The organism is Serinicoccus sp. JS2-9, assembly GCF_059025165.1.
In genome coordinates this window covers 2943267-2965007 of sequence record NZ_CM180091.1, presented here as the reverse complement: position 1 = coordinate 2965007, position 21741 = coordinate 2943267, and the positions used below count along the sequence as shown (strand labels likewise).

19 protein-coding genes are annotated in these 21741 nt (G+C 71.6%); 12 read left to right on the top strand and 7 right to left on the bottom strand.

Features of this window, described 5'->3' with window-relative positions:
- Window positions 1-34 precede the first annotated feature (34 nt).
- The 11 genes from AC5PYY_RS14310 to AC5PYY_RS14260 all read left to right on the top strand — a co-directional run bounded on the left by AC5PYY_RS14310 (window position 35) and on the right by AC5PYY_RS14260 (window position 11789).
- Window positions 35-1951 carry a propionyl-CoA synthetase gene (locus tag AC5PYY_RS14310; RefSeq protein WP_493897463.1) on the top strand — a complete coding sequence of 639 codons (1917 nt, stop codon included), beginning with the start codon at window positions 35-37 and terminating at the stop codon, window positions 1949-1951.
- Between the two features lie 224 nt (window positions 1952-2175).
- The gene (locus AC5PYY_RS14305) at window positions 2176-2496 is read left to right on the top strand and encodes a hypothetical protein (protein ID WP_493897462.1); all 321 of its coding nucleotides are present in this window, start codon (window positions 2176-2178) and stop codon (window positions 2494-2496) included.
- On the top strand, window positions 2493-3893 hold the full coding sequence (locus tag AC5PYY_RS14300; protein ID WP_493897461.1) for a hypothetical protein: 1401 nt from the start codon (window positions 2493-2495) through the stop codon (window positions 3891-3893). The genes AC5PYY_RS14305 and AC5PYY_RS14300 overlap by 4 nt, the downstream gene beginning before the upstream one ends.
- Window positions 3890-4756, top strand: a complete 867-nt coding sequence (locus AC5PYY_RS14295) for a hypothetical protein (RefSeq protein WP_493897460.1) — start codon at window positions 3890-3892, stop codon at window positions 4754-4756. Before AC5PYY_RS14300 ends, AC5PYY_RS14295 begins: the two co-directional genes overlap by 4 nt.
- 23 nt (window positions 4757-4779) lie before the next feature.
- Window positions 4780-6069: a threonine/serine exporter family protein gene (locus tag AC5PYY_RS14290; RefSeq protein ID WP_493897459.1), complete on the top strand. Its 1290-nt coding sequence runs from the start codon at window positions 4780-4782 to the stop codon at window positions 6067-6069.
- The gene (dxr, locus tag AC5PYY_RS14285; RefSeq protein WP_493897458.1) at window positions 6066-7280 is read left to right on the top strand and encodes a 1-deoxy-D-xylulose-5-phosphate reductoisomerase; all 1215 of its coding nucleotides are present in this window, start codon (window positions 6066-6068) and stop codon (window positions 7278-7280) included. Before AC5PYY_RS14290 ends, dxr begins: the two co-directional genes overlap by 4 nt.
- A 12-nt stretch (window positions 7281-7292) precedes the next feature.
- Window positions 7293-8615, top strand: coding sequence for a M50 family metallopeptidase (locus tag AC5PYY_RS14280; protein ID WP_493897457.1), 1323 nt, complete (start codon window positions 7293-7295; stop codon window positions 8613-8615).
- Window positions 8616-8668: 53 nt separating this feature from the next.
- Window positions 8669-9841 carry a flavodoxin-dependent (E)-4-hydroxy-3-methylbut-2-enyl-diphosphate synthase gene (gene ispG, locus AC5PYY_RS14275; protein WP_493897456.1) on the top strand — a complete coding sequence of 391 codons (1173 nt, stop codon included), beginning with the start codon at window positions 8669-8671 and terminating at the stop codon, window positions 9839-9841.
- A 35-nt stretch (window positions 9842-9876) separates the two neighbouring features.
- Entirely contained in the window at window positions 9877-10737 is an 861-nt protein-coding gene (locus tag AC5PYY_RS14270; protein WP_493897455.1) for a GNAT family N-acetyltransferase, read from the top strand.
- The gene (locus tag AC5PYY_RS14265; RefSeq protein WP_493897454.1) at window positions 10734-11297 is read left to right on the top strand and encodes a nucleoside/nucleotide kinase family protein; all 564 of its coding nucleotides are present in this window, start codon (window positions 10734-10736) and stop codon (window positions 11295-11297) included. Before AC5PYY_RS14270 ends, AC5PYY_RS14265 begins: the two co-directional genes overlap by 4 nt.
- Before the next feature lie 9 nt (window positions 11298-11306).
- On the top strand, window positions 11307-11789 hold the full coding sequence (locus AC5PYY_RS14260) for an SRPBCC family protein (protein WP_493897453.1): 483 nt from the start codon (window positions 11307-11309) through the stop codon (window positions 11787-11789).
- A 19-nt stretch (window positions 11790-11808) separates the two neighbouring features.
- Here AC5PYY_RS14260 and AC5PYY_RS14255 read toward each other — a convergent pair whose 3' ends face one another.
- The 6 genes from AC5PYY_RS14255 to AC5PYY_RS14230 form a co-directional block, all read right to left on the bottom strand.
- Entirely contained in the window at window positions 11809-12579 is a 771-nt protein-coding gene (locus tag AC5PYY_RS14255; RefSeq protein WP_493897452.1) for an amino acid ABC transporter ATP-binding protein, read from the bottom strand.
- A complete protein-coding gene (locus AC5PYY_RS14250) occupies window positions 12579-13373 on the bottom strand; it encodes an amino acid ABC transporter permease (protein ID WP_493897451.1) in 795 nt (264 codons plus the stop codon). The genes AC5PYY_RS14255 and AC5PYY_RS14250 overlap by 1 nt, the downstream gene beginning before the upstream one ends.
- Before the next feature lie 22 nt (window positions 13374-13395).
- Window positions 13396-14247 carry a transporter substrate-binding domain-containing protein gene (locus AC5PYY_RS14245; RefSeq protein ID WP_493897450.1) on the bottom strand — a complete coding sequence of 284 codons (852 nt, stop codon included), beginning with the start codon at window positions 14245-14247 and terminating at the stop codon, window positions 13396-13398.
- Window positions 14248-14317: 70 nt separating this feature from the next.
- Entirely contained in the window at window positions 14318-15859 is a 1542-nt protein-coding gene (glpK, locus tag AC5PYY_RS14240) for a glycerol kinase GlpK (RefSeq protein WP_493897449.1), read from the bottom strand.
- 99 nt (window positions 15860-15958) lie between these two features.
- The gene (locus tag AC5PYY_RS14235; RefSeq protein ID WP_493899387.1) at window positions 15959-16678 is read right to left on the bottom strand and encodes an MIP/aquaporin family protein; all 720 of its coding nucleotides are present in this window, start codon (window positions 16676-16678) and stop codon (window positions 15959-15961) included.
- A 90-nt stretch (window positions 16679-16768) separates the two neighbouring features.
- Entirely contained in the window at window positions 16769-18526 is a 1758-nt protein-coding gene (locus AC5PYY_RS14230; protein WP_493897448.1) for a glycerol-3-phosphate dehydrogenase/oxidase, read from the bottom strand.
- Between the two features lie 141 nt (window positions 18527-18667).
- Here AC5PYY_RS14230 and AC5PYY_RS14225 point away from each other — a divergent pair, with 141 nt between their 5' ends.
- Window positions 18668-19522 carry a GNAT family N-acetyltransferase gene (locus AC5PYY_RS14225; RefSeq protein ID WP_493897447.1) on the top strand — a complete coding sequence of 285 codons (855 nt, stop codon included), beginning with the start codon at window positions 18668-18670 and terminating at the stop codon, window positions 19520-19522.
- 91 nt (window positions 19523-19613) lie between these two features.
- On the opposite strand, the gene AC5PYY_RS14220 is transcribed toward AC5PYY_RS14225, so the two are convergent.
- Window positions 19614-21677, bottom strand: a complete 2064-nt coding sequence (locus tag AC5PYY_RS14220; protein ID WP_493897446.1) for a prolyl oligopeptidase family serine peptidase — start codon at window positions 21675-21677, stop codon at window positions 19614-19616.
- Window positions 21678-21741: the final 64 nt, after the last annotated feature.

The following is a 21741-nucleotide window of genomic DNA, read 5'->3' as shown; positions in this document are numbered from 1 at the left end:
ACCGCCCGACCCTAATCGGGTGTTTGATGGGGGGATGAGCACCGACGCCGTTGCCGACCAGCAGGCCTACCGCGACACCGTGGCCCGGAGCCTGGCCGACCCGCGCGCCTTCTGGGCCGAGGCCGCAGAGCTCGTCGACTGGATCCGGCGCCCCGCCGAGGTGCTCGACGAGAGCAACCCACCCTTCTACCGATGGTTCCCCGGCGGGCGCCTCAACGTCTGCTACAACGCGCTGGACCGCCACGTCGTGCGCGGTCGCGCCGACCAGACGGCGCTCATCTACGACAGCCCGGTGACCGGCACCACGCGGAACTACACCTACGCCGAGCTGCTCGATCTGGTGGCGCGGTTCGCCGGGGTGCTGCGGGACCTGGGCGTGCAGAAGGGCGACCGAGTCGTCATCTACCTCCCGATGGTTCCCGAGGCCGTCATCGCGATGCTGGCCTGCGCGCGCATCGGTGCGGTGCACTCGGTGGTCTTCGGCGGTTTCGCGCCGGCCGAGCTCGCCGCCCGCATCGAGGATGCCGCGCCGAAGGTCGTGGTCTCCGCCAGCTGCGGCATCGAGCCCACGCGGGTCGTGCCCTACAAGCCGATGCTCGACGAGGCGATCGCGCGCTCGGCGCACACGCCGGACCACTGCGTGATCCTGCAGCGCGAGCAGCTGACCGCCGAGATGGGGGAGCGCGACCTGGACTGGGGCCGGCTCATGCACCCCGACGCGGTGGCCCCGGCCGCCTGCGTGCCCGTGGAGGCCACCGACCCGCTCTACGTCCTCTACACCTCCGGCACGACGGGGAAGCCCAAGGGGATCGTGCGCGACAGCGGAGGGTATGCCGTGGCGCTGCGCTGGTCGATGACGCACCTTTATGGCGTCGAGCCGGGGGAGACCTGGCTGTGCGGCTCGGACGTGGGGTGGGTGGTCGGCCACTCCTACATCGTCTACGCGCCGCTGCTCACCGGGGCGACGACGATCCTCTTCGAGGGCAAGCCGGTCGGGACGCCCGACGCGGGTGCCTACTGGCGGATGATCGAGCAGCACCGCGCGGTGGCGGCCTTCACCGCGCCGACCGCGATCCGGGCCATCAAGAAGCAGGACCCGGACGCCGCGCTCGTGGCCGACTACGACCTGAGCTCGTTGCGCGCCCTCTTCCTCGCGGGAGAGCGGCTGGACCCGGACACCTGGGAGTGGGCGACCGAGCACCTCGGGGTGCCGGTCATCGACAACTGGTGGCAGACCGAGACCGGGTGGCCGATCGCGACCAACCCGCTGGGGCTGGCGCAGTTCGAGATCAAGCCGGGCAGTCCCACGCTGCCGACCGTGGGATACGACGTCCGGATCCTGGACGAGCGCGGGGAGCAGGTGTCACCCGGCACCGAGGGGGCGATCTGCCTGCGGCTCCCGTTGCCGCCCGGCACGCTGCCGACCCTGTGGGGCGACGACGAGCGCTACGTCTCGTCCTACCTGTCCGCCTACGACGGCTACTACCTCTCCGGGGACGGCGGCTACCTGGACGAGGACGGCTACGTCTTCGTCATGGGCCGCACCGACGACGTCCTCAACGTCGCCGGGCACCGGCTCTCCACCGGATCGTTGGAAGAGGCGCTGGCGGGGCATCCGTCGGTGGCCGAGTGCGCGGTCATCGGCGTCTCCGACGCGCTGAAGGGGCAGGTGCCGCGGGCCCTCGTGGTGCTCAAGTCGGGTGTCGAGCTGGACGACGCTGGGCGTGAGGAGCTCCGTGCCGAGCTGGTCGAGAGGGTCCGGCAGGAGGTGGGCGCCGTGGCAGCGCTGCGCCAGGTTGACGTCGTGGAGGCGCTCCCCAAGACCCGCTCCGGCAAGATCCTGCGCAAGACCATGCGGCAGCTCGCCGACGGCGCGGACGCGATGGTGCCCTCGACGATCGAGGACCGCAGCGTCCTGGACGACCTGGGGCCGGTGCTGCGCGGGGAGTAGCTCGGTCCCCGCCCCGCTCCACTGCCAGACACCCCGACTGACCACGGGGTAGCACGACCCTCATCGGGAAGTTTGCCGAGGGAGGTCGTGCTATCCCGACGTTGGTCTCGGGGCTGTGGGGGTGCCTGTGGACGACGGCCGACGCGGGACGACCTCAGCCTCTAGCCTCGGAGGCGTGAGGGGTGCCCGGGTGCATCCACGGGGTGAGTCGAGGGGGTCGGACGATGGGTAGTGCCGTCACGGTGGATGCCGCGGCGATGGCCGAGGAGGCTGCGGGGCTCGCGCGGGCGGGTCGCCAGGTCGAGGACGTGGGGGAGGCGTGCCGCCGTGCGCTGCAGCTGGTGGCGGCCGCCGGGGGAGGCGGTACCCTCAGCGCGGCCGCCTCCTCGGCGGCGACGGAGTGGGGACAAGGGTTGGCGCGCGTAGCCCAGCGGGGCAGGTCCCTGGCGATCGCCACCCAGGAGGCGTCGACGGCATACCTGCGGGTCGAGGGGATGCAGACCGCGATGTGGGCGGCGCGCGCGACAGGATGGTCGACCCGGTGAGCTCGTCGGTGCTGCAGGCGTCGCCGGAGGAGCTGCTGCGCGGGGCGAGGGCGCTGCAGCTCGCCGGGGTGGAGCTCGACACGTGGGGCGGGCGCCTGGCGACCTCGACCGTCGTCGGGTGGGGCGGCCTCGCGGCGCTCGCCCAGCAGGCCCGCGCGCAGGAGGTGGGCCGGTTGGTCTCCCAGGCGGCGCGCCCGGCCACGGAGGCGGGCAATGCCGTCCAGCGCTGTGCCGCGGTGGCGGAGACCGCCACGGCGCAGGTGCGCCGCTGGGAGCGCACGCTGGAGGATCTCCAGGCCGAGGACACCGCCCTCCGCGCAATCGCTATCCCGGCGGACCCCGCGACGGCGGCACTCTGGACAGCCCGCCTCGAGGACGTGGAACGCCAGGTCGCCGTCGCGAAGCGACGGATCGCCGAGGCGGAGGAGGAGTTCGCGGCGGCGCAGCAGCGGGCCGCCCACGTGGTCGCCGAGGCGTGGTCGGTGGTCACGGACCTGCGCGAGCTGCGGGACCTGCCGGAGCAGGTGTCGACGGCGGCCCGGTCGACCGTGGCCACGGCGCTGCGGCTGGTCCACACGACGGACCTCGCGGTGGGCCTGGCCCGGGCACGGTGGGCGAGGGCAGGGGTGGTCCGCGCCCAGGCGCTGGCCCGCGCCCGACGGGCGCTCGGCCGGCTCGGGGACCTGACCTGGCACAGGCCGGGAGGCACGGGTCTGCGCGGGGTGCGTCTGGTCCCCGGGCCGGTCGGCCTGGCGATGGCCTGGGCCGGCGCCTGGAGCGACGTCCGGGACGGCGCGGGGTATGCCGGGTGGCGCGGCAGGACGACGCAGATCACCGCGGGTGCCGCTCTGGTCGGTGGTCCCCTGACCCTCGGCGGCATCCTCTATCCACCTCTCGCCGTGGCGGGAGTCGGGATGATCGGGGCCTACCAGGCGTGGATGGCGGGCAATGCGGTCTACGACGGTGTCGGCACCGCGATGCGCTACGCACGCCGCCTCGGGCCCGTGCTCCGCCCGCTGCAGGACCGGGCCAAGGCGGTCGTGGCGACCGCCGGGGCGCGGGCGGCCCGCGGGCTCACCGAGCTGCGCAGCAGCGCGGCGACGACGCTGGCCACGGTCGGACTCCGGGCGGCCGAGCGCGTCGAGGCGGTGCAGGAGTGGGCCGAGCCGGCGCTGCGCGCCGTCGCCGATCCCGAACACCGGGTCATCGGGCTTCCCGCCGGCGGGCCCCTCCAGGTGCCCGGACGCGTGCTGGTCGACCAGGTGGTGGGGCGGCTGCCGGAGGCCGAGGACGTCCGCGAATGGTGGCGGGGGATGGGAGAGCCGATCCAGCTCCCCGATGTGCCGATCGGTCCTGTGCTGCGCGCTCCTGTCGACCTCGGCCGGGTGTGGCCGTGAGTGGGGCAGCGATGGAGGGCGCGGCCGTGAGTGGGGCGGCGCCCGGGCCGCTGCTCGTCCTCACCAGCGTCGAGCTGGAGCTCCTCGAGCGGGCCCATCTCGCCGAGCTGTCCGGGGGTGCCGCGACCCCGCCGGCGCCGACGGAAGGCGGTGCGGGGCGTGCGGAGGCGGGCGGTGCGGCGCCTGCGGAGGGGGCGGGCGATGCGGCGCGTGCGGGCGATGCGGCGCGTGCGGGCGGTGCGGCGCGGGCGGCGGACGGTGCGGCACGTGCGCAGGCGCGGGACTCGCTGGTCGGACGCGGACTGCTGCGGCCCGACGGCGCGCTCGCGTCAGGCTCGGCACCGGCCGAGCTGCTGCGGCTCGTCCTCGACCTGCGCCTCTCGGCTCAGACGGTGGTCGTGGCCGAGCGCTTCCTCGGGGGCGTCGAGGACCGGCCGGACCTGCGCATGCTGCACCTGCTGACCGACGGGGGCGTGGTGGAGGACCTGCACCCGGACGGGCTGCACGGTCTGGAGCTCTGCCTGGACGCGCAGTCGCTCACCAGGGCGGTCGTCGACGCGGTGGTGCCTGCGGACGCCCGTCCGGGGACCGGAGCCTCCCGGGTCGTGGACCTCACCGCGGCAGCCCTGCTCCCCACCCGCCTCGACCACCCGGTCGTGCTGGCCGAGCTCACCCGGGTGCGGGACGGTGCGGCGGCTCCCGAGAGTCGCCTGCTCGCCGCCGGACCGTCCGGGTGCTTCGTGGCAGCCCGCCCCGGTCGCGACGAGGACGGCTGCCGGCTGGTCTTCGACCCGGTGGAGCCGGACCGGGTGGCGGACCTCGTCGGCGGGTGGGTCGAGGACGTGGTCCGTCCTGCGGGCTGACGCGAGGGCCCTACGGTAGGCGCGTGACCTCCCACGACGACGACCTTCTCGCCGCGCGGGACGAGCAGGCCGCCCGGGCCTTCCTCGCCCGCCTCGCGGCCGACCTGATCGCGGCCGGGGAGCCGGTGACCCAGGCCGAGCAGGACGTTCGGCTCCTCGGCCGCCGCGCGGGTCATCCCGACGTCCGCGTGGCGGCGAGCCCCACCGCGGTCTTCCTGGCCCTCGGCGACGGGAGCGCGGCGAGCATCGCCCCCGTGCGCGGCCCGCTGCGCCTGGACCAGTGCGCCGCGGTCCACGACGCCCACCAGGCGCTGTCCGACGGCGCCGTCGGGGTCGCCGAGGCGGCTGGAAGGCTGGACGCGCTGCGGCGCATCCAGCACCCCTACCCTGCCTGGGTCCGACACGTGGGCCTCATGGCGGTCTCGGTCGGCATCGGGCTGATCCTGCAGCCCGGACTGCCGGACCTGGCCGCCGCCGCGGTGGCCTCGCTCCTCGTCAGCCTGCTGATGACCCAGGCCGGCCGGCACAGCCTGCTGGGGGGGCTGCTGCCCTCGGTGGCCGCCTTCACCGCGGGCGTGGTCGTCTTCGGCGGCTACGAGCTCGGCCTGCTGGAGGGCCCCTTGCGCACCGTCATCTGCCCGTTGGCGGTGCTGCTGCCGGGTGCGCTGCTCGTCACCGGGGTCAGCGAGCTGGCCCGGGGGGCGATGGTCGCCGGCAGCTCACGGGTGTTCTACGGCGTCGTGCAGCTGGGCTTGTTCTCCCTCGGTCTGGTCGGCGCCGCGATGGTCCTCGACGTCGATGCCGGCGCCTTCGCCAACGTGCGGGTCGACGGTCTTGGCCTGGTCGTCGCGCCCCTGGGCCTCGGCCTCATCGCCCTGGGCATCACCCTGTCCGAGGCGCTGCCGTGGCGCCTGCTGCGCTGGTCGGGGCTGGTCCTCGTGCTCACGTTCTCGGCCCAGCTCGCGGCGCAGCAGAGCGCCTCCTCGCTCCCGCTCGGTGGCTTCACCGGCGCCCTCGTCGCGTCCTTCACGGCGTCCCTGCTCAGCCGGGTGCGCGACGACGTCCCGCGGCTGGTGGCCTTCCTGCCCTCCTTCTGGCTGCTCGTGCCCGGCACCGTCGGCCTCATCGGGGTGAGCCAGATCGGCACCGGGGCCGCGGGGAGCGCCACCCTCCTGGGTGCGACGACCATCGTGGCCGCGATCGCGCTGGGGCTGCTCGTCGGCTCGGCGCTCGCGCTGCCCGTCTCCCGTCCTGCCTCGACCTGGCGCCGGCTGGGAGGTCGGCCGCGACGATGGCGCACAATGAAGAGATGAGCGCACGCACCGTGACCCTGCTGGGGTCGACCGGTTCGATCGGCACCCAGGCGGTCGACGTCATCCGGAGCCACCCCGGGCGCTACCGCGTGCGCGCGCTCTCGGCCGGGGGGAGCGACCTGCCGCTGCTGGCGCGGCAGGCGGTCGCCCTCGAGGTCGACCAGGTAGCCATCGCCCGGACCGACGACGCGGCCCGCACCGACCTCGAGGACGCGCTGGGCGAGGCCGCCCGGCAGGCCGGGCGCGCGGCATACCGGCCGGAGCTGCTCACCGGTCCCGAGGCCGCGACCACGGTCGCCGGGTCGGGAGCCGACGTGGTGCTCAACGGCATCACCGGCAGCATCGGCCTCCGGCCCACCCTCGCCGCGCTGGCGGCGGGGAGCACGCTGGCGCTGGCCAACAAGGAGTCGCTCATCGTGGGCGGAGCCCTGGTCACGACCGCTGCTGCGCCCGACCAGATCGTCCCCGTCGACTCCGAGCACAGCGCCATCGCGCAGAGCCTGCGCGGAGGCCGCAGCAGCGAGGTGCGCCGCCTCGTGGTGACCGCGAGCGGCGGCCCGTTCCGGGGGATGAGCCGCGAGCAGCTGACCGAGGTGACGCCGGAGCAGGCGCTCGCCCACCCCAACTTCGCCATGGGTCGCGTCATCACCACCAACTCGGCGACCCTGGTCAACAAGGGGCTGGAGGTCATCGAGGCCCACCTGCTCTTCGGGGTCCCCTACGACCAGATCGAGGTCGTCGTCCACCCGCAGCAGCAGATCCACAGCATGGTGGAGTTCCACGACGGGTCGACGATCGCCCAGCTCGGGCCCCCGCGCATGCTGGTGCCGATCGCGCTCGGGCTGTCCTGGCCGGAGCGGCTCGAGGACGTCGACGAACCGTGCGACTGGACCCGCGCGCAGTCGTGGGACTTCGCGCCGCTCGACGACGACGCCTTCCCCGCGGTGCGCCTGGCTCGCCAGGTGGGGGAGGCCGGGGGCACCTTCCCCGCGGTCTACAACGCCGCCAACGAGGAGTGCGTGGACGCCTTCCACGACGGCCGGCTGCGCTTCACCGACATCGTGGACACGGTGGCCGTCGTCGTCGAGCGGCACGCCGGGAACGCCACGGCCGCCTCGTCAGTTGACCTCACCGTGGAGGACGTCCTCCACGCCGACGCCTGGGCCCGCACCGCGGCTCGTGACCTGGTCGGCGCGCACACCCCGACCTGACCCGGAGGGATCATGCTCTATCTGCTCGGAGTGCTCGTCGTTCTCGTCGGCATCGGCGTGTCCATCGCGCTGCACGAGATCGGTCACCTCGTCCCGGCCAAGCTCTTCCGGGTGCGGGTGACGCAATACATGGTGGGCTTCGGCCCGACCCTCTGGTCCCGGCAGCGGGGAGAGACCGAGTACGGCGTCAAGGCCATCCCGCTGGGCGGCTACATCCGGATGATCGGCATGTTCCCCCCGCGAGCACAGGACGGGGGAAAGCTGCGGGCCAGCAGCTCCAACCCGATGCAGCTCATGGTCGAGCAGGCCCGCGAGGAGGCGCTGGAGGAGGTCGGTCCCGACGACCAGGACCGCGTGTTCTACCGGCTGCCGGTGTGGAAGCGGGTCGTCATCATGGCCGGGGGGCCGCTGATGAACCTCGTGCTCAGCGCCGGACTCATCACCCTCCTGCTCATGGGTCAGGGCATCCCGGTCGCCACGCCGACGATCAGCCAGGTCTCCGCCTGCGCCAACCAGGACGTCGCGGACGACAACTGCGCCGGTCAGCCCGCGTCCCCCGCCGCCGCGGCCGGCTTCGAGGTGGGCGACACCATCGTCTCGGTCGACGGCACGTCCGTGAGCGACTGGACCGAGACGACCTACGCCATCCAGAACGCCGGTGAGCATGGCGTCTTCGTGGTCGAGCGCGACGGTGCCCGGGAGACCCTCACCGCTGACCTCGTGCTGCGCGAGCGCCCGCTCGTCGGTGAGGACGGGATGGTCGTCCTGGACGACGAGGGGGAGCCGGTCTACGGACAGGTCGGCTTCCTCGGGGCGTCACCGACGCTCGGCCACGAGCAGCAGCCGATCACCGCCGTGCCCGGGGTCGTCGGAGAGATGTTCACCGGCACCGCCGGCATCGTGCTCACTCTGCCGCAGCGGCTGGTCGACGTGGGCCAGGCTGCCTTCGGCGCCGAGGAGCGCGACCCCAACGGCCCCATGTCCGTGGTCGGCGTCGGGCGGGTCGCGGGTGAGGTGACCCAGGACGGCATCGAGGGGATTGTCGAGACCATGGGCGAACGCATGTGGCTGCTGGTCTCGCTGCTGGCGTCCCTCAACATGGCGCTCTTCGTCTTCAACCTCATCCCGTTGCTGCCCCTGGACGGCGGACACATCGCCGGCGCCCTGTGGGAGGCGGTGAAGAAGACCTGGGCCCGGGTGTTCCGCCGCCCGGACCCCGGTCCCGTGGACACCGCGGCTGCGCTGCCCGTCGCCTACGCCGTCGCCATCGGCCTCCTGGGCATGACCGCGCTGCTGATCTACGCCGACATCGTGCGGCCGATCCAGCTGGGCTGAGCCACCCGGCGGACCGTCAGGGAGTCCGCAGGGGCGGGTGCGACAATGAGCCCATGAGTTCTGCTGTCCCCGTGTCCCTCGGTATGCCGTCCGCCCCGCCCCCCGTGCTCGCGCCCCGTCGGCAGACCCGCAAGATCAAGGTCGGCAAGGTCGAGGTCGGCGGCGACGCCCCGATCTCGGTGCAGTCGATGACGACCACGCCGACCACCGACATCAACGCCACCCTGCAGCAGATCGCCGAGCTGACGGCCACCGGCTGCGACATCGTCCGGGTGGCCTGCCCCAGCCAGGACGACGCCGACGCGCTGCCCGCCATCGCGACCAAGTCGCAGATCCCGGTCATCGCCGACATCCACTTCCAGCCGAAGTACGTCTACGCCGCGATCGACGCCGGCTGCGCGGCGGTCCGCGTCAACCCGGGCAACATCCGCAAGTTCGACGACCAGGTGAAGGAGATCGCGGCGGCGGCCAAGGACGCCGGCGTCTCCATCCGGATCGGCGTCAACGCCGGGTCGCTGGACAAGCGCCTGCTGGAGAAGTACGGCAAGCCCACCGCGGAGGCCCTGGTGGAGTCTGCCGTCTGGGAGGCCAGCCTCTTCGAGGAGCATGACTTCCACGACTTCAAGATCTCGGTCAAGCACAACGACCCGGTCGTCATGGTGCAGGCCTACGAGATGCTCTCCGAGCGCGGCGACTGGCCCCTGCACCTCGGGGTCACCGAGGCGGGCCCTGCCTTCCAGGGCACCATCAAGTCCTCGGTCGCCTTCGGCGCCCTGCTGTCGAAGGGCATCGGCGACACCATCCGGGTCTCCCTGTCTGCGCCGCCGGTCGAGGAGGTCAAGGTCGGCAACCAGATCCTGCAGAGCCTCAACCTCAAGCCGCGCAAGCTGGAGATCGTGTCGTGCCCGTCGTGCGGTCGCGCGCAGGTCGACGTCTACACCCTGGCCGACGAGGTCACCGCCGGCCTGGAAGGCATGGAGGTCCCGCTGCGGGTGGCGGTCATGGGCTGCGTCGTCAACGGGCCGGGGGAGGCCCGCGAGGCCGACCTCGGGGTGGCCTCCGGCAACGGCAAGGGCCAGATCTTCGTCAAGGGCGAGGTCATCAAGACCGTGCCGGAGAGCCAGATCGTGGAGACTCTCATCGAGGAGGCCATGCGCATCGCCGAGGAGATGGGCCAGCTGGACGACGACGCGTCGGCCGGAGCCCCCACGGTGACCGTCGGGTAACGCGCCGGCAACACGGGAGCCGGTAACGTCGTGTCATGGCACCGGACCCGATCAGCAGGCAGACCGCCCGCCAGTCGACGTGGCACGACGTGTGTCAGGCCTACCACTTCGTCGAGCGGTCCGACCTCTCCGTGGTCCACGAGCACATGCCCCCGGGGACCTCGGGCAAGCCGCACACGCACGAGCGGTCGCGGCAGTTCTTCTACGTCCTCTCCGGCACGGGCACGATGACGCTCGGCCGCCGCGAGGTGGAGGTGCCGCCCGAGTCCGGCATCGAGGTCCCGCCGCGCACCCCGCACTTCATGCGCAACGACGGCGAGGTCGACCTGGAGATGATCGTGGTCAGCACGCCGAAGGTCACCGGCACCCCGCACGTGCGCCAACGTCCGCTGGCCCGCGATCGCGGTGGCCTGGTCGTCGGCTCGCACCTGCGGCACACCCGGCGCGGCGACCTCACGACGGTGGTGTCCTTCGAGGAGGCGATGGACACCAGCAAGTTCCTGGGCCAGGGAGGGCTGGAGTGGCACACCCAGGCGCTGGGGGACCCGGACGTCGACCACTGGGTCCTCGTGGATCGGCTGGACCGGGTTATCGCCTTCGGGATCCTCATCGGCATCCAGGCATCCGAGGTCGTCGAGATCCGGCGCATGGTGGTGGCCCCCGAAGGGCGGGGTCAGGGGTTGGGCCGGCTGCTGCTGCGGCAGCTCCTCGAGCAGGCGCTCGCCAGCCCGACGGTGCACCGGGTCTGGCTCGACGTCAGCGCCGACAACACCCGGGCCCGCAGCCTGTACCGGACCGTGGGCTTCGTCGAGAAGCCGGCGCCCGGCGACGCGAACCTCTTGGAGAACGGCGTCTACATGGAGTGGTCGGACGCACCGCATACCCTGCTGCGGTGACCACCCCCGGATTCCTCCCGCTGCGCCAGCTCGTCCTCGTCGACCTGCTGGGTCTGCTGCTGGCGGTGCGCCCGGGGGAGCGTACGGTCGTGGCGATCGACGGTCCGGAGGGGAGTGGCCGGGCGCAGCTGGCGGTCGAGCTCGGAGCGCTCGGGCGTCGCCTGGGCGGGCGCGACCTGCAGGTGGTGTCTGCGTCCGCCTACCGGGACGCCCCCTACCACTACGACGTCGACACGCTCCGTCGTGAGGTGCTCTGGCCCTTCTGCGAGGGGCTGGCGCCGGTGGGGTCCGGCCGGCCGGGCAGGCCCCTCCTGCCGGACGCGATGCTGGTGCTGGAGGGCGACTTCCTGCGCCGCCCCGATCTGCGCGGCGAGTGGGCCGCGACCGCCCTGGTGTCGCATGCGGATCCTGGGCAGGACGCGGAGTATGTTGAGGCGCAACGGATCTACCGGCTCCAGTCCCGGACCTGGGCGCCGGACTGGATCGTCGACACCACCGATCCGCAGCGGCCAGAGCTCGTCTGGCCTGACCCGGACGAGCCGCAGTGGTTCGACCAGTGAGGAGAAGTCATGCGTCTGCGCCCCGCGCCCGTGCCCTACCGCGTTTCCCGGACGATCCGCATCGCGGCGTCACCGGAGACGGTGCTCCGCGAGCTGGTGGACTTCCGCCGGTGGCGTGACTGGTCGCCGTGGGAGGGCGTCGACCCCGAGATGGATCGCAGCTACTCCGGCCCACCCTCGGGGGTGGGCTCGGCCTACGTGTGGGAGGGCAACAAGGAGGCCGGGGCCGGGTCGATGCGCATCACGGGGGTGCAGGAGCCGGGCAGGGTGGACATCGCCCTGCGCTTCGACAAGCCGTTCCCCGCCGACAACGATTTCCGTTTCGACCTGGACGCCGAGGACGGCGGTGCGGCCACCATGGTCACCTGGACGATGTCTGGTGAGCACACCGGGGTGATGCGCCTGCTAGGCCGGGTGATGTCGATGGACACGATGGTCGGCAAGGACTTCGAGAAGGGCCTCACCCAGCTCAAGGAGCTGACCGAGTCCTGACGGGAGCGACCGCCTGTGGTCAGAGGACCTTGGAGAGGAACTCCTGGGTGCGGGCCTCGCGGGGGTTGCCGAGCACCTCGCGCGGGTCGCCCTCCTCGCAGATGACGCCGTCGGCCATGAAGACGAGCTTGTCGCCGACCTCGCGGGCGAAGCCCATCTCGTGGGTGACGACCATCATCGTCATGCCCTCGGACGCGAGCGACTTCATGACGTCCAGCACGTCGCCCACGAGCTCGGGGTCGAGGGCCGACGTCGGCTCGTCGAAGAGCATCATGTCCGGGTCCATCGACAGCGCCCGGGCGATGGCCACCCGCTGCTGCTGGCCGCCGGAGAGGTGGGCGGGATAGGCGTCGACCTTCTCCGAGAGCCCCACCCGGTCGAGGTTGCGTCGGGCGATCTCCTCGGCCTCCTTGCGGCCCCGCTTCTTGACCCGCTGCTGGGCGATGGTGAGGTTGCGGAGCACCGTCATGTGGCTGAAGAGGTTGAACTGCTGGAAGACCATGCCGATCCGAGAGCGGACGACGTCGAGCTCGGTCTCCGGGTCGGTGATGTCGATCCCCTCGATGAGCACGTGGCCCGAGGTCGGCTCCTCGAGCCGGTTGACGCAGCGCAACAGGGTCGACTTGCCCGAGCCGGAGGGCCCGATGACGCAGACCACCTGGCCCGCGTCGACGTGGAAGTCGATGCCGGTCAGGACGTGGTTGTCGCCGAAGGACTTGTGCAGGTCGCGGACCTCGATCGCCGGGGCTCCCGGGTCCACTTCCTGCGTCGGGTGGAGGGTGGGGACCATCAGCGGGACCTCTTCTGTCGGCGTTCGAGCCACGCGACGACGCGGGTGAGCGGGAGGGTGATGGCCAGGTAGAGCAGTGCGGCGAAGGTCAGCGAGGTGGCGGTGCCCGCCGAGGGGCCGCTGCTCATGAAGTCGCGCGCCATCACCGTGAGTTCCTTGTCGTTGGCCGCCATCCCGATGACGAAGAGCAAGGAGGTGTCCTTGATGAGGATGACCAGCTCGTTGGTCAGCGGCGGGATGACGATGCGCAACGCCTGCGGCATGACGACCGTGGCCATGGTCCACGCGCCGTTCATGCCGAGCGATCGAGCGGCCTCGGTCTGGCCCTTCGGCACCGCCTCGATGCCCGCGCGCAGCGTCTCGGCCATGTAGGCCGCGGAGACCAGCATGAGCCCGACCAGGCCGGCGCCCACCGGGCCGCCCGGTGGCCGCCATCCGAAGGCGATCGGCACCCCGAAAGCCATGAAGAGGATGACGACCAGCGCGGGCAGCCCGCGGAACAGCTCGATGTAGGCCGTGGCCACCCAGCGGAACGGCGCCACCGGCGCCAGCTTCATGAGCACCAGCACCATCGCCAGCACGAAGCCTCCGACGAAGGAGATCACCGTGTAGAGGATGGTGTTCTTGGCGCCGACGAAGATGAAGTCCTGCCAGGTCTCGGTGAACCCTTCCCGGAGGAAGAAGTTGGCCGAGATCGCCTCCCAGTCCGCGACGAGGACGAAGGCGACGACAAGGAGGACGAACAGGACGTACAGCGTGAGCCGGAAGGCGCGCTGCCGTTGGGTGCGAGTCACGGGAGCAGTCTGGTGGCGGTGCTCAGCCCTCGGAGGTGGCGGAGTCCTCGTCGCCACCCTCGGTGCTGAAGTAGGTGTTGTAGATCTCGTCGTACTCGCCGCTGTCGCGCAGCTCGGTCAACTGCTCGTTGACGGCGTCCACCAGCGCGGTGTTGTCCTGGTTCATGGCCAGGCCGTAGGTCTCGTCGGTGGAGTACTCCTCGACGATCTGGTAGTCGCCGTCGCGCGTGTGCTCGAGGTTGACCGGGAGGTCCTGGAGCAGGGCCTCGACCTGCCCGGCCTGCAGCGCCTGATACATCTCGGCGTCGCTGGGGAAGGAGGTGATCTCGGCGTCCGCGGCGTTCTCCTCGGTGTAGGCCTCGCCGGTGGTGCCCTGCTGGACTCCCACGGTGCGGCCGGTGAGGTCACCGATACCGGTGATGTCCGAGTCGTTCGGGACGAGCAGCGACTGCTGGGAGTCGTAGTAGCCCTCGGAGAAGGCGAGGTTCTCCTGACGCTCCTCGGTGATGGTCATCGCGGACGCGGCCAGGTCGCAGTCGCCGGAGTTGAGCGCCAGCCCGGACTGGAGGGCGTCGAAGGAGGAGTCCTTGATCTCCAGGTCGAGCTCGAGGCCCTCGGCGATCGCGCTGACGATGTCCACGTCGAAGCCGGTGAAGCCGCTCTCGGTGGACTCGTCGAAGTCCTCGAAGGGCGGGTAGGGGACGTCGGAGCAGACGGTCAGGGTGCCCTCGCTGATGAGGTCCAGGTCGGCGGCGGCCGACTCGCCGGAGTCGCCCTCACCACCCGAGCCGCTGTCGGTGCTCTCGGAGCCGCAGGCGCCCAGCGCCAGGACCAGGGCTGCGGTAGTTGCCACGGAGAATGTCGTGTTCTTCATGGCCGCACCATACGTCCGGCCCGGGTGCGCGCGACGCACCCGGGCCGGATCGTGACCTCATCGATACCTATCAGGCGTCGCCCTCGGCCTCCTCGACGGCCTCCTCGGCCGCCTCGGCGTCGTCGTCCATCCAGTCGAAGGTCTTGGTGACGGCCTTCTTCCACTGACGGAAGAGGCGCTCGCGCTCGGCGTCCTTCATCTGCGGGCTCCAGCGCTGGCCCTCCTCCCAGTTGTCGATGACGTCCTGCTCACCGGAGAAGAAGCCGACCGCGATCCCGGCCGCATAGGCCGCACCGAGCGCCGTGGTCTCCGCCACCTTGGGCCGGACGACGTCCACGCCCAAGATGTCGGCCTGGAACTGCATGAGCGTCTCGTTGGCCACCATGCCGCCGTCGACCCGCAGCTCGGTGAGGTCGACGCCGGAGTCGGCGTTCATCGCATCGGCGACCTCCCGGGTCTGGAAGGCCGTCGACTCCAGCGCCGCGCGCGCCAGGTGGTGCTTGTTGACGTAGCGGGTGAGTCCGACGATCGCCCCGCGGGCGTCGTCCTTCCAGTACGGCGCGAAGAGACCGGAGAACGCCGGCACGATGTAGGCACCGCCGTTGTCGTCGACCTCCGTGGCCAGCGCCTCGATCTCCGGGGCGTCCTGGATGAGGCCGATGTTGTCGCGCAGCCACTGCACGAGTGAGCCGGCCACCGCGATCGAGCCCTCGAGGGCATACACCGCCTCCTGGTCGCCGATCTTGTAGCAGACGGTGGTGAGCAGGCCGTTCTCGCTGGGCACGATCTCGGTGCCGGTGTTGAGCAGCATGAAGCAGCCGGTGCCGTAGGTGTTCTTGCTCATGCCCTTCTCGAAGCACGCCTGTCCGAAGGTGGCGGCCTGCTGGTCACCCAGGATCCCCGCGATGGGGACGCCGAGCTTGGTGCTCTCGCCGTAGACCTCCGCCGAGGACTTGATCTCCGGGAGCATGGACATCGGGATGCCCATGTCGGCGGCGACCTCCTCCGACCAGGACAGGGTCTTGAGGTCCATGAGCATGGTGCGCGAGGCGTTGGTGACGTCCGTGACGTGCACCCCGCCGTCGGTGCCTCCGGTGAGGTTCCAGACGACCCAGGAGTCGGTGGTGCCGAAGAGCAGGTCGCCGGCCTCTGCCTTCTCCCGCGCGCCCTCCACGTTGTCGAGGATCCACTTCACCTTGGGGCCGGAGAAGTAGGTCGCCAACGGCAGTCCGCAGATGTGCTTGTACTTGTCGGCGCCGTCGTCGCCACCGAGCTCGGCGACGATCTTGTCCGTGCGGGTGTCCTGCCACACGATGGCGTTGTAGACGGCCTCGCCGGTGTTCTTGTCCCAGACCACGGCGGTCTCCCGCTGGTTGGTGATCCCCACGGCGGCGAGGTCGCCGGTCCCGAGGCCACCCTTGCCGATCGCGGTCCCGATGACCTCCTTGGTGTTGGACCAGATCTCGGCCGGGTCGTGCTCGACCCACCCCGCCTTGGGGAAGATCTGCTCGTGCTCCTTCTGCCCGACCGAGTGGATCTCACCGCTCTTGGTGAAGACGATCGCTCGGGTGCTCGTGGTGCCTTGGTCGATGGACAGGACGTAGTCCGCCATGGGTCTGCTCCTTCACTCCGTTGTGGTCAGGGGAGGTGTGTGCGGTCACGGGAGGGGTATGACGTGCCCGTGGCGGCGGGCCCGCCGCCACGTGGCGCGTCAGAGATACAGCGCGGCGGCGAGGCCGGCGAGGACGCCACCGACCAGCGGGCCCACGACGGGGACCCACGAGTAGCCCCAGTCGCTGCTGCCCTTGCCCGGGATGGGCAGGACGGCGTGCGCGATGCGGGGGCCCAGGTCGCGGGCCGGGTTGATGGCATACCCGGTAGGGCCACCGAGGCTGGCGCCGATGCCGACGACCAGCAGCGCCACCGCCAACGGCCCCAGCCCGGAGGGCGTGCTGCCGAAGACGATGACGACGAAGACCAGGGCGAAGGTGCCGATGACCTCGGTGACGAGGTTCCACCCGTAGCTGCGGATCTCCGGGCCGGTGGAGAAGACCCCGAGCTTGGCGGCCGGGTCGCCGTCGGCGTCGAAGTGCTGCTTGTAGGCGGCCCAGGCCAGGACCGCGCCGAGGAAGGCACCCAGCATCTGCGCGGCGAAGTAGACCATCGCGTTGCCGAAGGTGGCCTCGACCGCAGCCAGCCCTGCCTCGGGGTTGCCGGGGAAGAAGTCCGAGCCGTTGACCCAGAGGCCGACGGTGACGGCCGGGTTGATGTGCGCACCGGACTTGAAGGCCGTGTAGACACCGGCGAAGACACCGAGACCCCAGCCGAAGTTGATGAGCAGCCAGGCGGCGCTCGCGCCACCACCGGTGCCCTTGGTCTTGGGCAGGATCGCGTTGGCGACCACACCGCAGCCGAAGAGCAGCAGCATCATGGTGCCGAGCACCTCAGAGACGAAGATCTCTCCCACGGGGTGTTTCCTTTCGTGTCACGATGCGCCGGGCGGGCGCCCGACGCACACGGGTCAGACGTCGTTGCCCGACCCCATCGCCTGCAGCGGGGCCACCTCGCCGAGGTGGTCGCGCACGCGGGCGGCGCTCTCGTCGTCCGGCTCCTGGGCGGCGGCGATCTCCGCCTCGGCCCGCGAGGTGTAGGCCTCGATCTCGGACTGCTTCTTCTCCGGGCTCCAGCCCAGCTCGGCCGCCGCGATGTCGGCGATCTCCGGGACGGTGGCGAGCCCCTTGTCCGGAGCCTCGTAGATGAGGCGGGTGCGCCGCATCATGAGGTCCTCCAGGTGGAGCACGCCCTCGCTGCGGCAGGCGTAGGCGATCTCGGCCCGCAGGTAGGCGCTGGAGTGCTCCAGGGTCTGCGCGAGCGAGGGGTCGTCGGCGATCATCGTCAGGAGCTCCTCGACGAGAGAGCCGTAGCGGTGCAGCAGGTGCTCGGTCATCTGCTCGGTCCAGCCGAACTCCTCACGCAGCGCGGGCATCCGGCGCCGCATCGCCTCCTCACCGACTGCGCCGAGGAGGGGGATCTGGTCGGTGATGCAGGGCAGCTCCTCGGCCCGGCCGCCGATCGCGAAGTCGACGGCGTCCTTCGCCATGACGCGGTAGGTCGTGAGCTTGCCGCCGCCGATGACGGTCAGGCCGGGGATGGGGTTGGCGACGGTGTGCTCCCGGCTCACCTTCGCCGAGTCCGTCCCCTCCTTGGTGCCCGGCTGCAGCAGCGGGCGGAGGCCGGCATACCAGCCGACGACGTCCTCCCGGGTGAGCGTCGTCTTGAGCACCTCGTTGGCGTGGTCGAGGACGTAGTCGATGTCGGCAGCCGTGGCGACGGGGTTCTGACGGTCCAGCTCCCACGGGGTGTCGGTCGTGCCGAGGATCCAGTAGCGCGACCAGGGGATGAAGAAGAGCACCGACTTCTCGGTCTGGAGGAAGAGACCGGACGTGCCCTGGATGCGGTCGCGCGGGATGACGAGGTGGATGCCCTTGGACGCGAGGACGTTGAGGCCGCCGTCGGTGTCGGCGAGCTCGGAGACGTCGTCGGTCCACACGCCGGTGCAGTTGATGATGTGGCGCGCGCGGCACTCGAAGCGCTCGCCGGTCTCGAGGTCCGCCAGCTCCGCCCCGATCGCGGTGCCGTGCTCGTCCTTGACGATCTTGACCACCTCGGTGCGGCTGGCGGCCTGGGCGCCGTAGGTGTGGGCGGTGCGCACCAGGGTGGACACCAGGCGCGCGTCGTCGACGGTGGCGTCCCAGTACTTCACCGCGCCGATCGCGGTCTCATGCCGCAGGTCGCCGAACTGCTTCTGCAGCCCGCCGCGCGTCGTGTGCTGGTGGATCGGCAGCGCACGACGCCCCGGCATGATGTTGGCGAGGACGTCGTAGAGGGTGACGCCCGCCCCGTAGTAGGCCCGCTGCCAGACGCGGTGCTCCAGCGGGATGAGGAAGGGCATCGGCTTGACGAGGTGCGGGGCCAGCGTCTTGAGCAGCAGCCCGCGCTCGGTGAGCGCCTCGTGCACCAGCTTGAAGTCCAGCATCTGCAGGTAGCGCAGCCCGCCGTGGACCAGCTTGGTGGACCACTGCGAGGTGCCGGACGCCCAGTCCTGGGCCTCGACGATGACCGTGGAGAGTCCGCGGGTGGCGGCGTCGAGCACGGCGCCAGCCCCGGTGACGCCGCCCCCGATCACCAGCACGTCCAGCGGCTCTCCGCCCGATCCGGACTCCTTCAGGACCCTGAGGGCCTCGTCACGGTTCTGTGGCGTGAGTGCGCGTGGCTGCATGGGACACCTTCCTCGAGGTTCGATCCTGCCCCGGCGGGGCTCCTGCCCGCAAGACTGTCACGTCACGGTTCACTCGTCGCGTCAGGCCCGGTGCGGCGGGTCCGTGTCGCCAGGGGCAGCGGGGTGCGGCAGGCTGTGTCCATGCTGCGCACCCTGGGCTCGGGCATGGGGAGCGTGCGGCCCTACGGCCTGCACGACGTCCGCCGTGCCCTCGAGGTGTGCGACGAGGACCCGGTGACGAATGTCTTCGTCGCCGCGCGCATCCAGGAGTCCGGTCTCATCGGCACGCGGGGGCCGCTGTTCGGCTACGAGGCCGGGGGAGAGCACGCGCTGTGCTGGTGCGCGGCCAACGTCGTGCCGGTCGGGGCCAGCCCGCGCGCGATCGGCGCGCTCGCCGCCAAGGTGGTCCGGCGGCGCGCCACCGCCAGCTCGATCTTCGGCCCGGCCGACCAGGTGCTCGATCTGTGGGACCGACTGGCGCGGCACTGGGGGGAGCCGCGGGAGGTGCGGGACAACCAACTCGTCCTCACCATGGCGACGCTCCCGTCCGAGCTCGGTATGCCGGTCGACCCGACGGTCCGCCCCGCCCGGCCGGAGGAGCTGGACCTCGTCGTTCCTGCCGCGGCCGCGATGTTCACCGAGGAGATCGGCTACCCGCCCTACCAGGGGAGCGGCACGGCATACCGGCGCGGTGTCGCAGGACTCATCGAGCGCGGTCACTGCCTGGTGCGGATCGAGCAGGGACGCGTCGTCTTCAAGGCGGACCTGGGCTCGGTGGCGCTGGGGGTGGCGCAGGTGCAGGGGGTGTGGGTGCACCCGGAGTGGCGCGGCCAGGGGATTGCCGCGCCCGCGATGGCGGCCGTCGTGGAGCACACGGTGCGCCACGTCGCCCCGACGGTGAGCCTCTACGTCAACGACTTCAACGCCCCGGCAGTCGCGACCTACCGCCGGGTCGGCTTCGTGCAGACCGGCACCTTCGCCACCGTCCTGCTCTGAGCGCCACCCACACCCAACCTGAGCACAGACGTCGGCGCCACGCGGGGGATCAATCCCCTGCCTGGAGCGGACCTCTTTGCTCAGGTTGAGATCAGGTGAGGCGCTGGTGCAGGAACTCCCAGGCGAGGGCGTGCCAGGTCGCCCACTGCGCCGCGGTGCTGGCGCCGCCGTGGCCCCCCTCGGTGTTCTCCCAGTAGGTCACGTCGTGCCCGTGCTCCTCCAGCAGCGCGGCCATGGTGCGGGCGTGGCCGGGGTGCACCCGGTCGTCCCGGGTGGAGGTCGCGAGGTAGACCGGGGGCGTGGGTCGGGTCGGGTCCAGCCGGTGGTAGGGGGAGTAGGCCTGCAGCCAGGACCACTGCTCGGGGTCGTCGGGGTCGCCGTACTCCGCCATCCATGACGCCCCGGCGAGCAGGTGGGGGTAGCGGGCCATGTCGAGCAGCGGCACCTGGCAGACGAGGGCCCCGAAGTCGTCGGGGTAGGTGCTGAGCATGTTGCCGATGAGCAGACCACCGTTGGAGCGTCCGGTCGCCCCGAGGCGGGGGACGGAGGTGACTCCGCGCGCCACGAGGTCCCGGGCGACGGCGACGAAGTCCTCGTAGGCCCGGTGCCGGTGCTGCTGCAACGCCGCCTGGTGCCACCGCGGTCCGAGCTCGCCACCGCCACGGATCCCGGCGACGACGTGGACGTGGCCGTGCGCCAGCCAGGCGCGCCCGACGATCGGGTCGTAGGCAGGAGTGAGGGCATGTTCAAAGCCGCCGTAACCGTGCAGCACGGCCGGTGTCGAGCCGTCGGAGAGGAGCTCGGCCGGTCCGACCTGCCAGTAGGGCACCGCCGTGCCGTCCGCGGAGGTCGCCCAGTGCTGCGCGACCTCCAGCCCGCTCGCGTCGAAGCGCTCGGGAGCGGTCCTGAGCTGCTCCAGGGAGACCGTCGTCCACGCCGGATCGCTCCCGAGGCGGGCCAGGGAGAGCCTCATCGGCTCGAGGAAGCCGGTCGTCACCACCCACAGGTCGTCGCTGCGGTGGTCGTCCACCGCGGCCACGCTGACCGTGCGCAGCCCCACGTCGAGGTCGGCGGTGAGATCCGTCGTGCTCCACCCCGTCCCGCCGGGCCGGTGCACCTGCACGGTATGCCGCACGTCCACCAGGACCGTCGTCACCAGTGCCGTGTCGGTCCAGGTGTGGTCGACGAGGGCGGATCGGTCGCCGGGGGTGAAGACCGGGGTCCAGGGGGCGTCCGTGGCGCTGTCGAGGACCTCGCTCAAAGGTGCGAGGAGCAGGCTGCCCGCCGCGAAGGTCTCCTCGGCGGGGGACCAGTCGTGCCGGAGCCGGACGGCCACCTGTTCGCCGTGGACGTCGGCCTCCGCGCTCTCCGGCAGCTCGAGCGCCACGGGGCCGTCGCCGGTGAGCAGCAGCGTCCGGCTGCGGTAGAACGCCAGGCCGTGGTGCAGGAGCGTCTGGTCGCGCTCCTGGTCGTGGACGACGAAGAGGCCGAGGTCGTCCTCGCCGATGGTGTGCACGACCTCGGCCTCGCTGATCGGCGTCCCACGACGCCAGAGCCGGACGGTGCGGGGATATCCGGACCGCGTCGCGCCACCGAGGTCGTCGGCGGTGGTGAGGTAGACGTGGTCGCGGTCCCGCCAGGTGAGGCGCCCTTTGGCCTCCGGCTTCGCGAAGCCTTCGGGTGCGGGCACCCAGGTGCCGGTCGTCAGGTCGAGCTCTCGGGTGGTGCCGGCGTCGGAACCGCCCCGCGACAGATGCACCAGCGCGCGGTCGCAGCTCGGGCGCAGCAGGCTGGCCCCCTGCCAGACCCACGGCTCGCCCTCGGCCTCGCTCAGCGCGTCGAGGTCGACCAGCACCTCCCAGACCGGCTCGTCGGTGCGATAGGACTCCCAGGTGGTGCGGCGCCAGACACCGCGCGGGTGGTCGGCGTCGGTCCAGAAGCCGTAGAGCTGGTCGCCGGCCTGCGTCGCCAGCGGTATGCGGTCGCTCGCCTCCAGGGCGTCCTGCAGATCGGCGTGCAGCGTGCGGTAGCGCTCGCCGCTCGCCAGCGCGGTCTCGGTGGCGGCGCTACGTCGTCCCACCCAGGCGAGGGCCTCGGGCGACTCGACCTCCTCGAGCCAGCGGTGCGGATCGGGTGCGGTCTGCGGGTCGGTCACGGGAGTCACCCCATCACACGGACGACGCGACTCGCCGGTAGGGGTGGCGGTTGTCGGAGGGGCA

Excerpts from the sequence above, each read along its gene's own strand:
- AC5PYY_RS14230 (WP_493897448.1), bottom strand. The coding sequence starts at position 18,526 with ATGCAGCCACGCGCACTCACGCCACAGAACCGTGACGAGGCCCTCAGG.
- AC5PYY_RS14255 (WP_493897452.1), bottom strand. The coding sequence starts at position 12,579 with ATGGTCCCCACCCTCCACCCGACGCAGGAAGTGGACCCGGGAGCCCCG.
- dxr (WP_493897458.1), top strand. The coding sequence starts at position 6,066 with ATGAGCGCACGCACCGTGACCCTGCTGGGGTCGACCGGTTCGATCGGC.
- AC5PYY_RS14270 (WP_493897455.1), top strand. The coding sequence starts at position 9,877 with ATGGCACCGGACCCGATCAGCAGGCAGACCGCCCGCCAGTCGACGTGG.
- AC5PYY_RS14245 (WP_493897450.1), bottom strand. The coding sequence starts at position 14,247 with ATGAAGAACACGACATTCTCCGTGGCAACTACCGCAGCCCTGGTCCTG.
- glpK (WP_493897449.1), bottom strand. The coding sequence starts at position 15,859 with ATGGCGGACTACGTCCTGTCCATCGACCAAGGCACCACGAGCACCCGA.
- AC5PYY_RS14310 (WP_493897463.1), top strand. The coding sequence starts at position 35 with ATGAGCACCGACGCCGTTGCCGACCAGCAGGCCTACCGCGACACCGTG.
- AC5PYY_RS14305 (WP_493897462.1), top strand. The coding sequence starts at position 2,176 with ATGGGTAGTGCCGTCACGGTGGATGCCGCGGCGATGGCCGAGGAGGCT.
- AC5PYY_RS14225 (WP_493897447.1), top strand. The coding sequence starts at position 18,668 with ATGCTGCGCACCCTGGGCTCGGGCATGGGGAGCGTGCGGCCCTACGGC.
- AC5PYY_RS14235 (WP_493899387.1), bottom strand. The coding sequence starts at position 16,678 with ATGATGCTGCTGCTCTTCGGCTGCGGTGTGGTCGCCAACGCGATCCTG.
- ispG (WP_493897456.1), top strand. The coding sequence starts at position 8,669 with ATGAGTTCTGCTGTCCCCGTGTCCCTCGGTATGCCGTCCGCCCCGCCC.
- AC5PYY_RS14260 (WP_493897453.1), top strand. The coding sequence starts at position 11,307 with ATGCGTCTGCGCCCCGCGCCCGTGCCCTACCGCGTTTCCCGGACGATC.
- AC5PYY_RS14280 (WP_493897457.1), top strand. The coding sequence starts at position 7,293 with ATGCTCTATCTGCTCGGAGTGCTCGTCGTTCTCGTCGGCATCGGCGTG.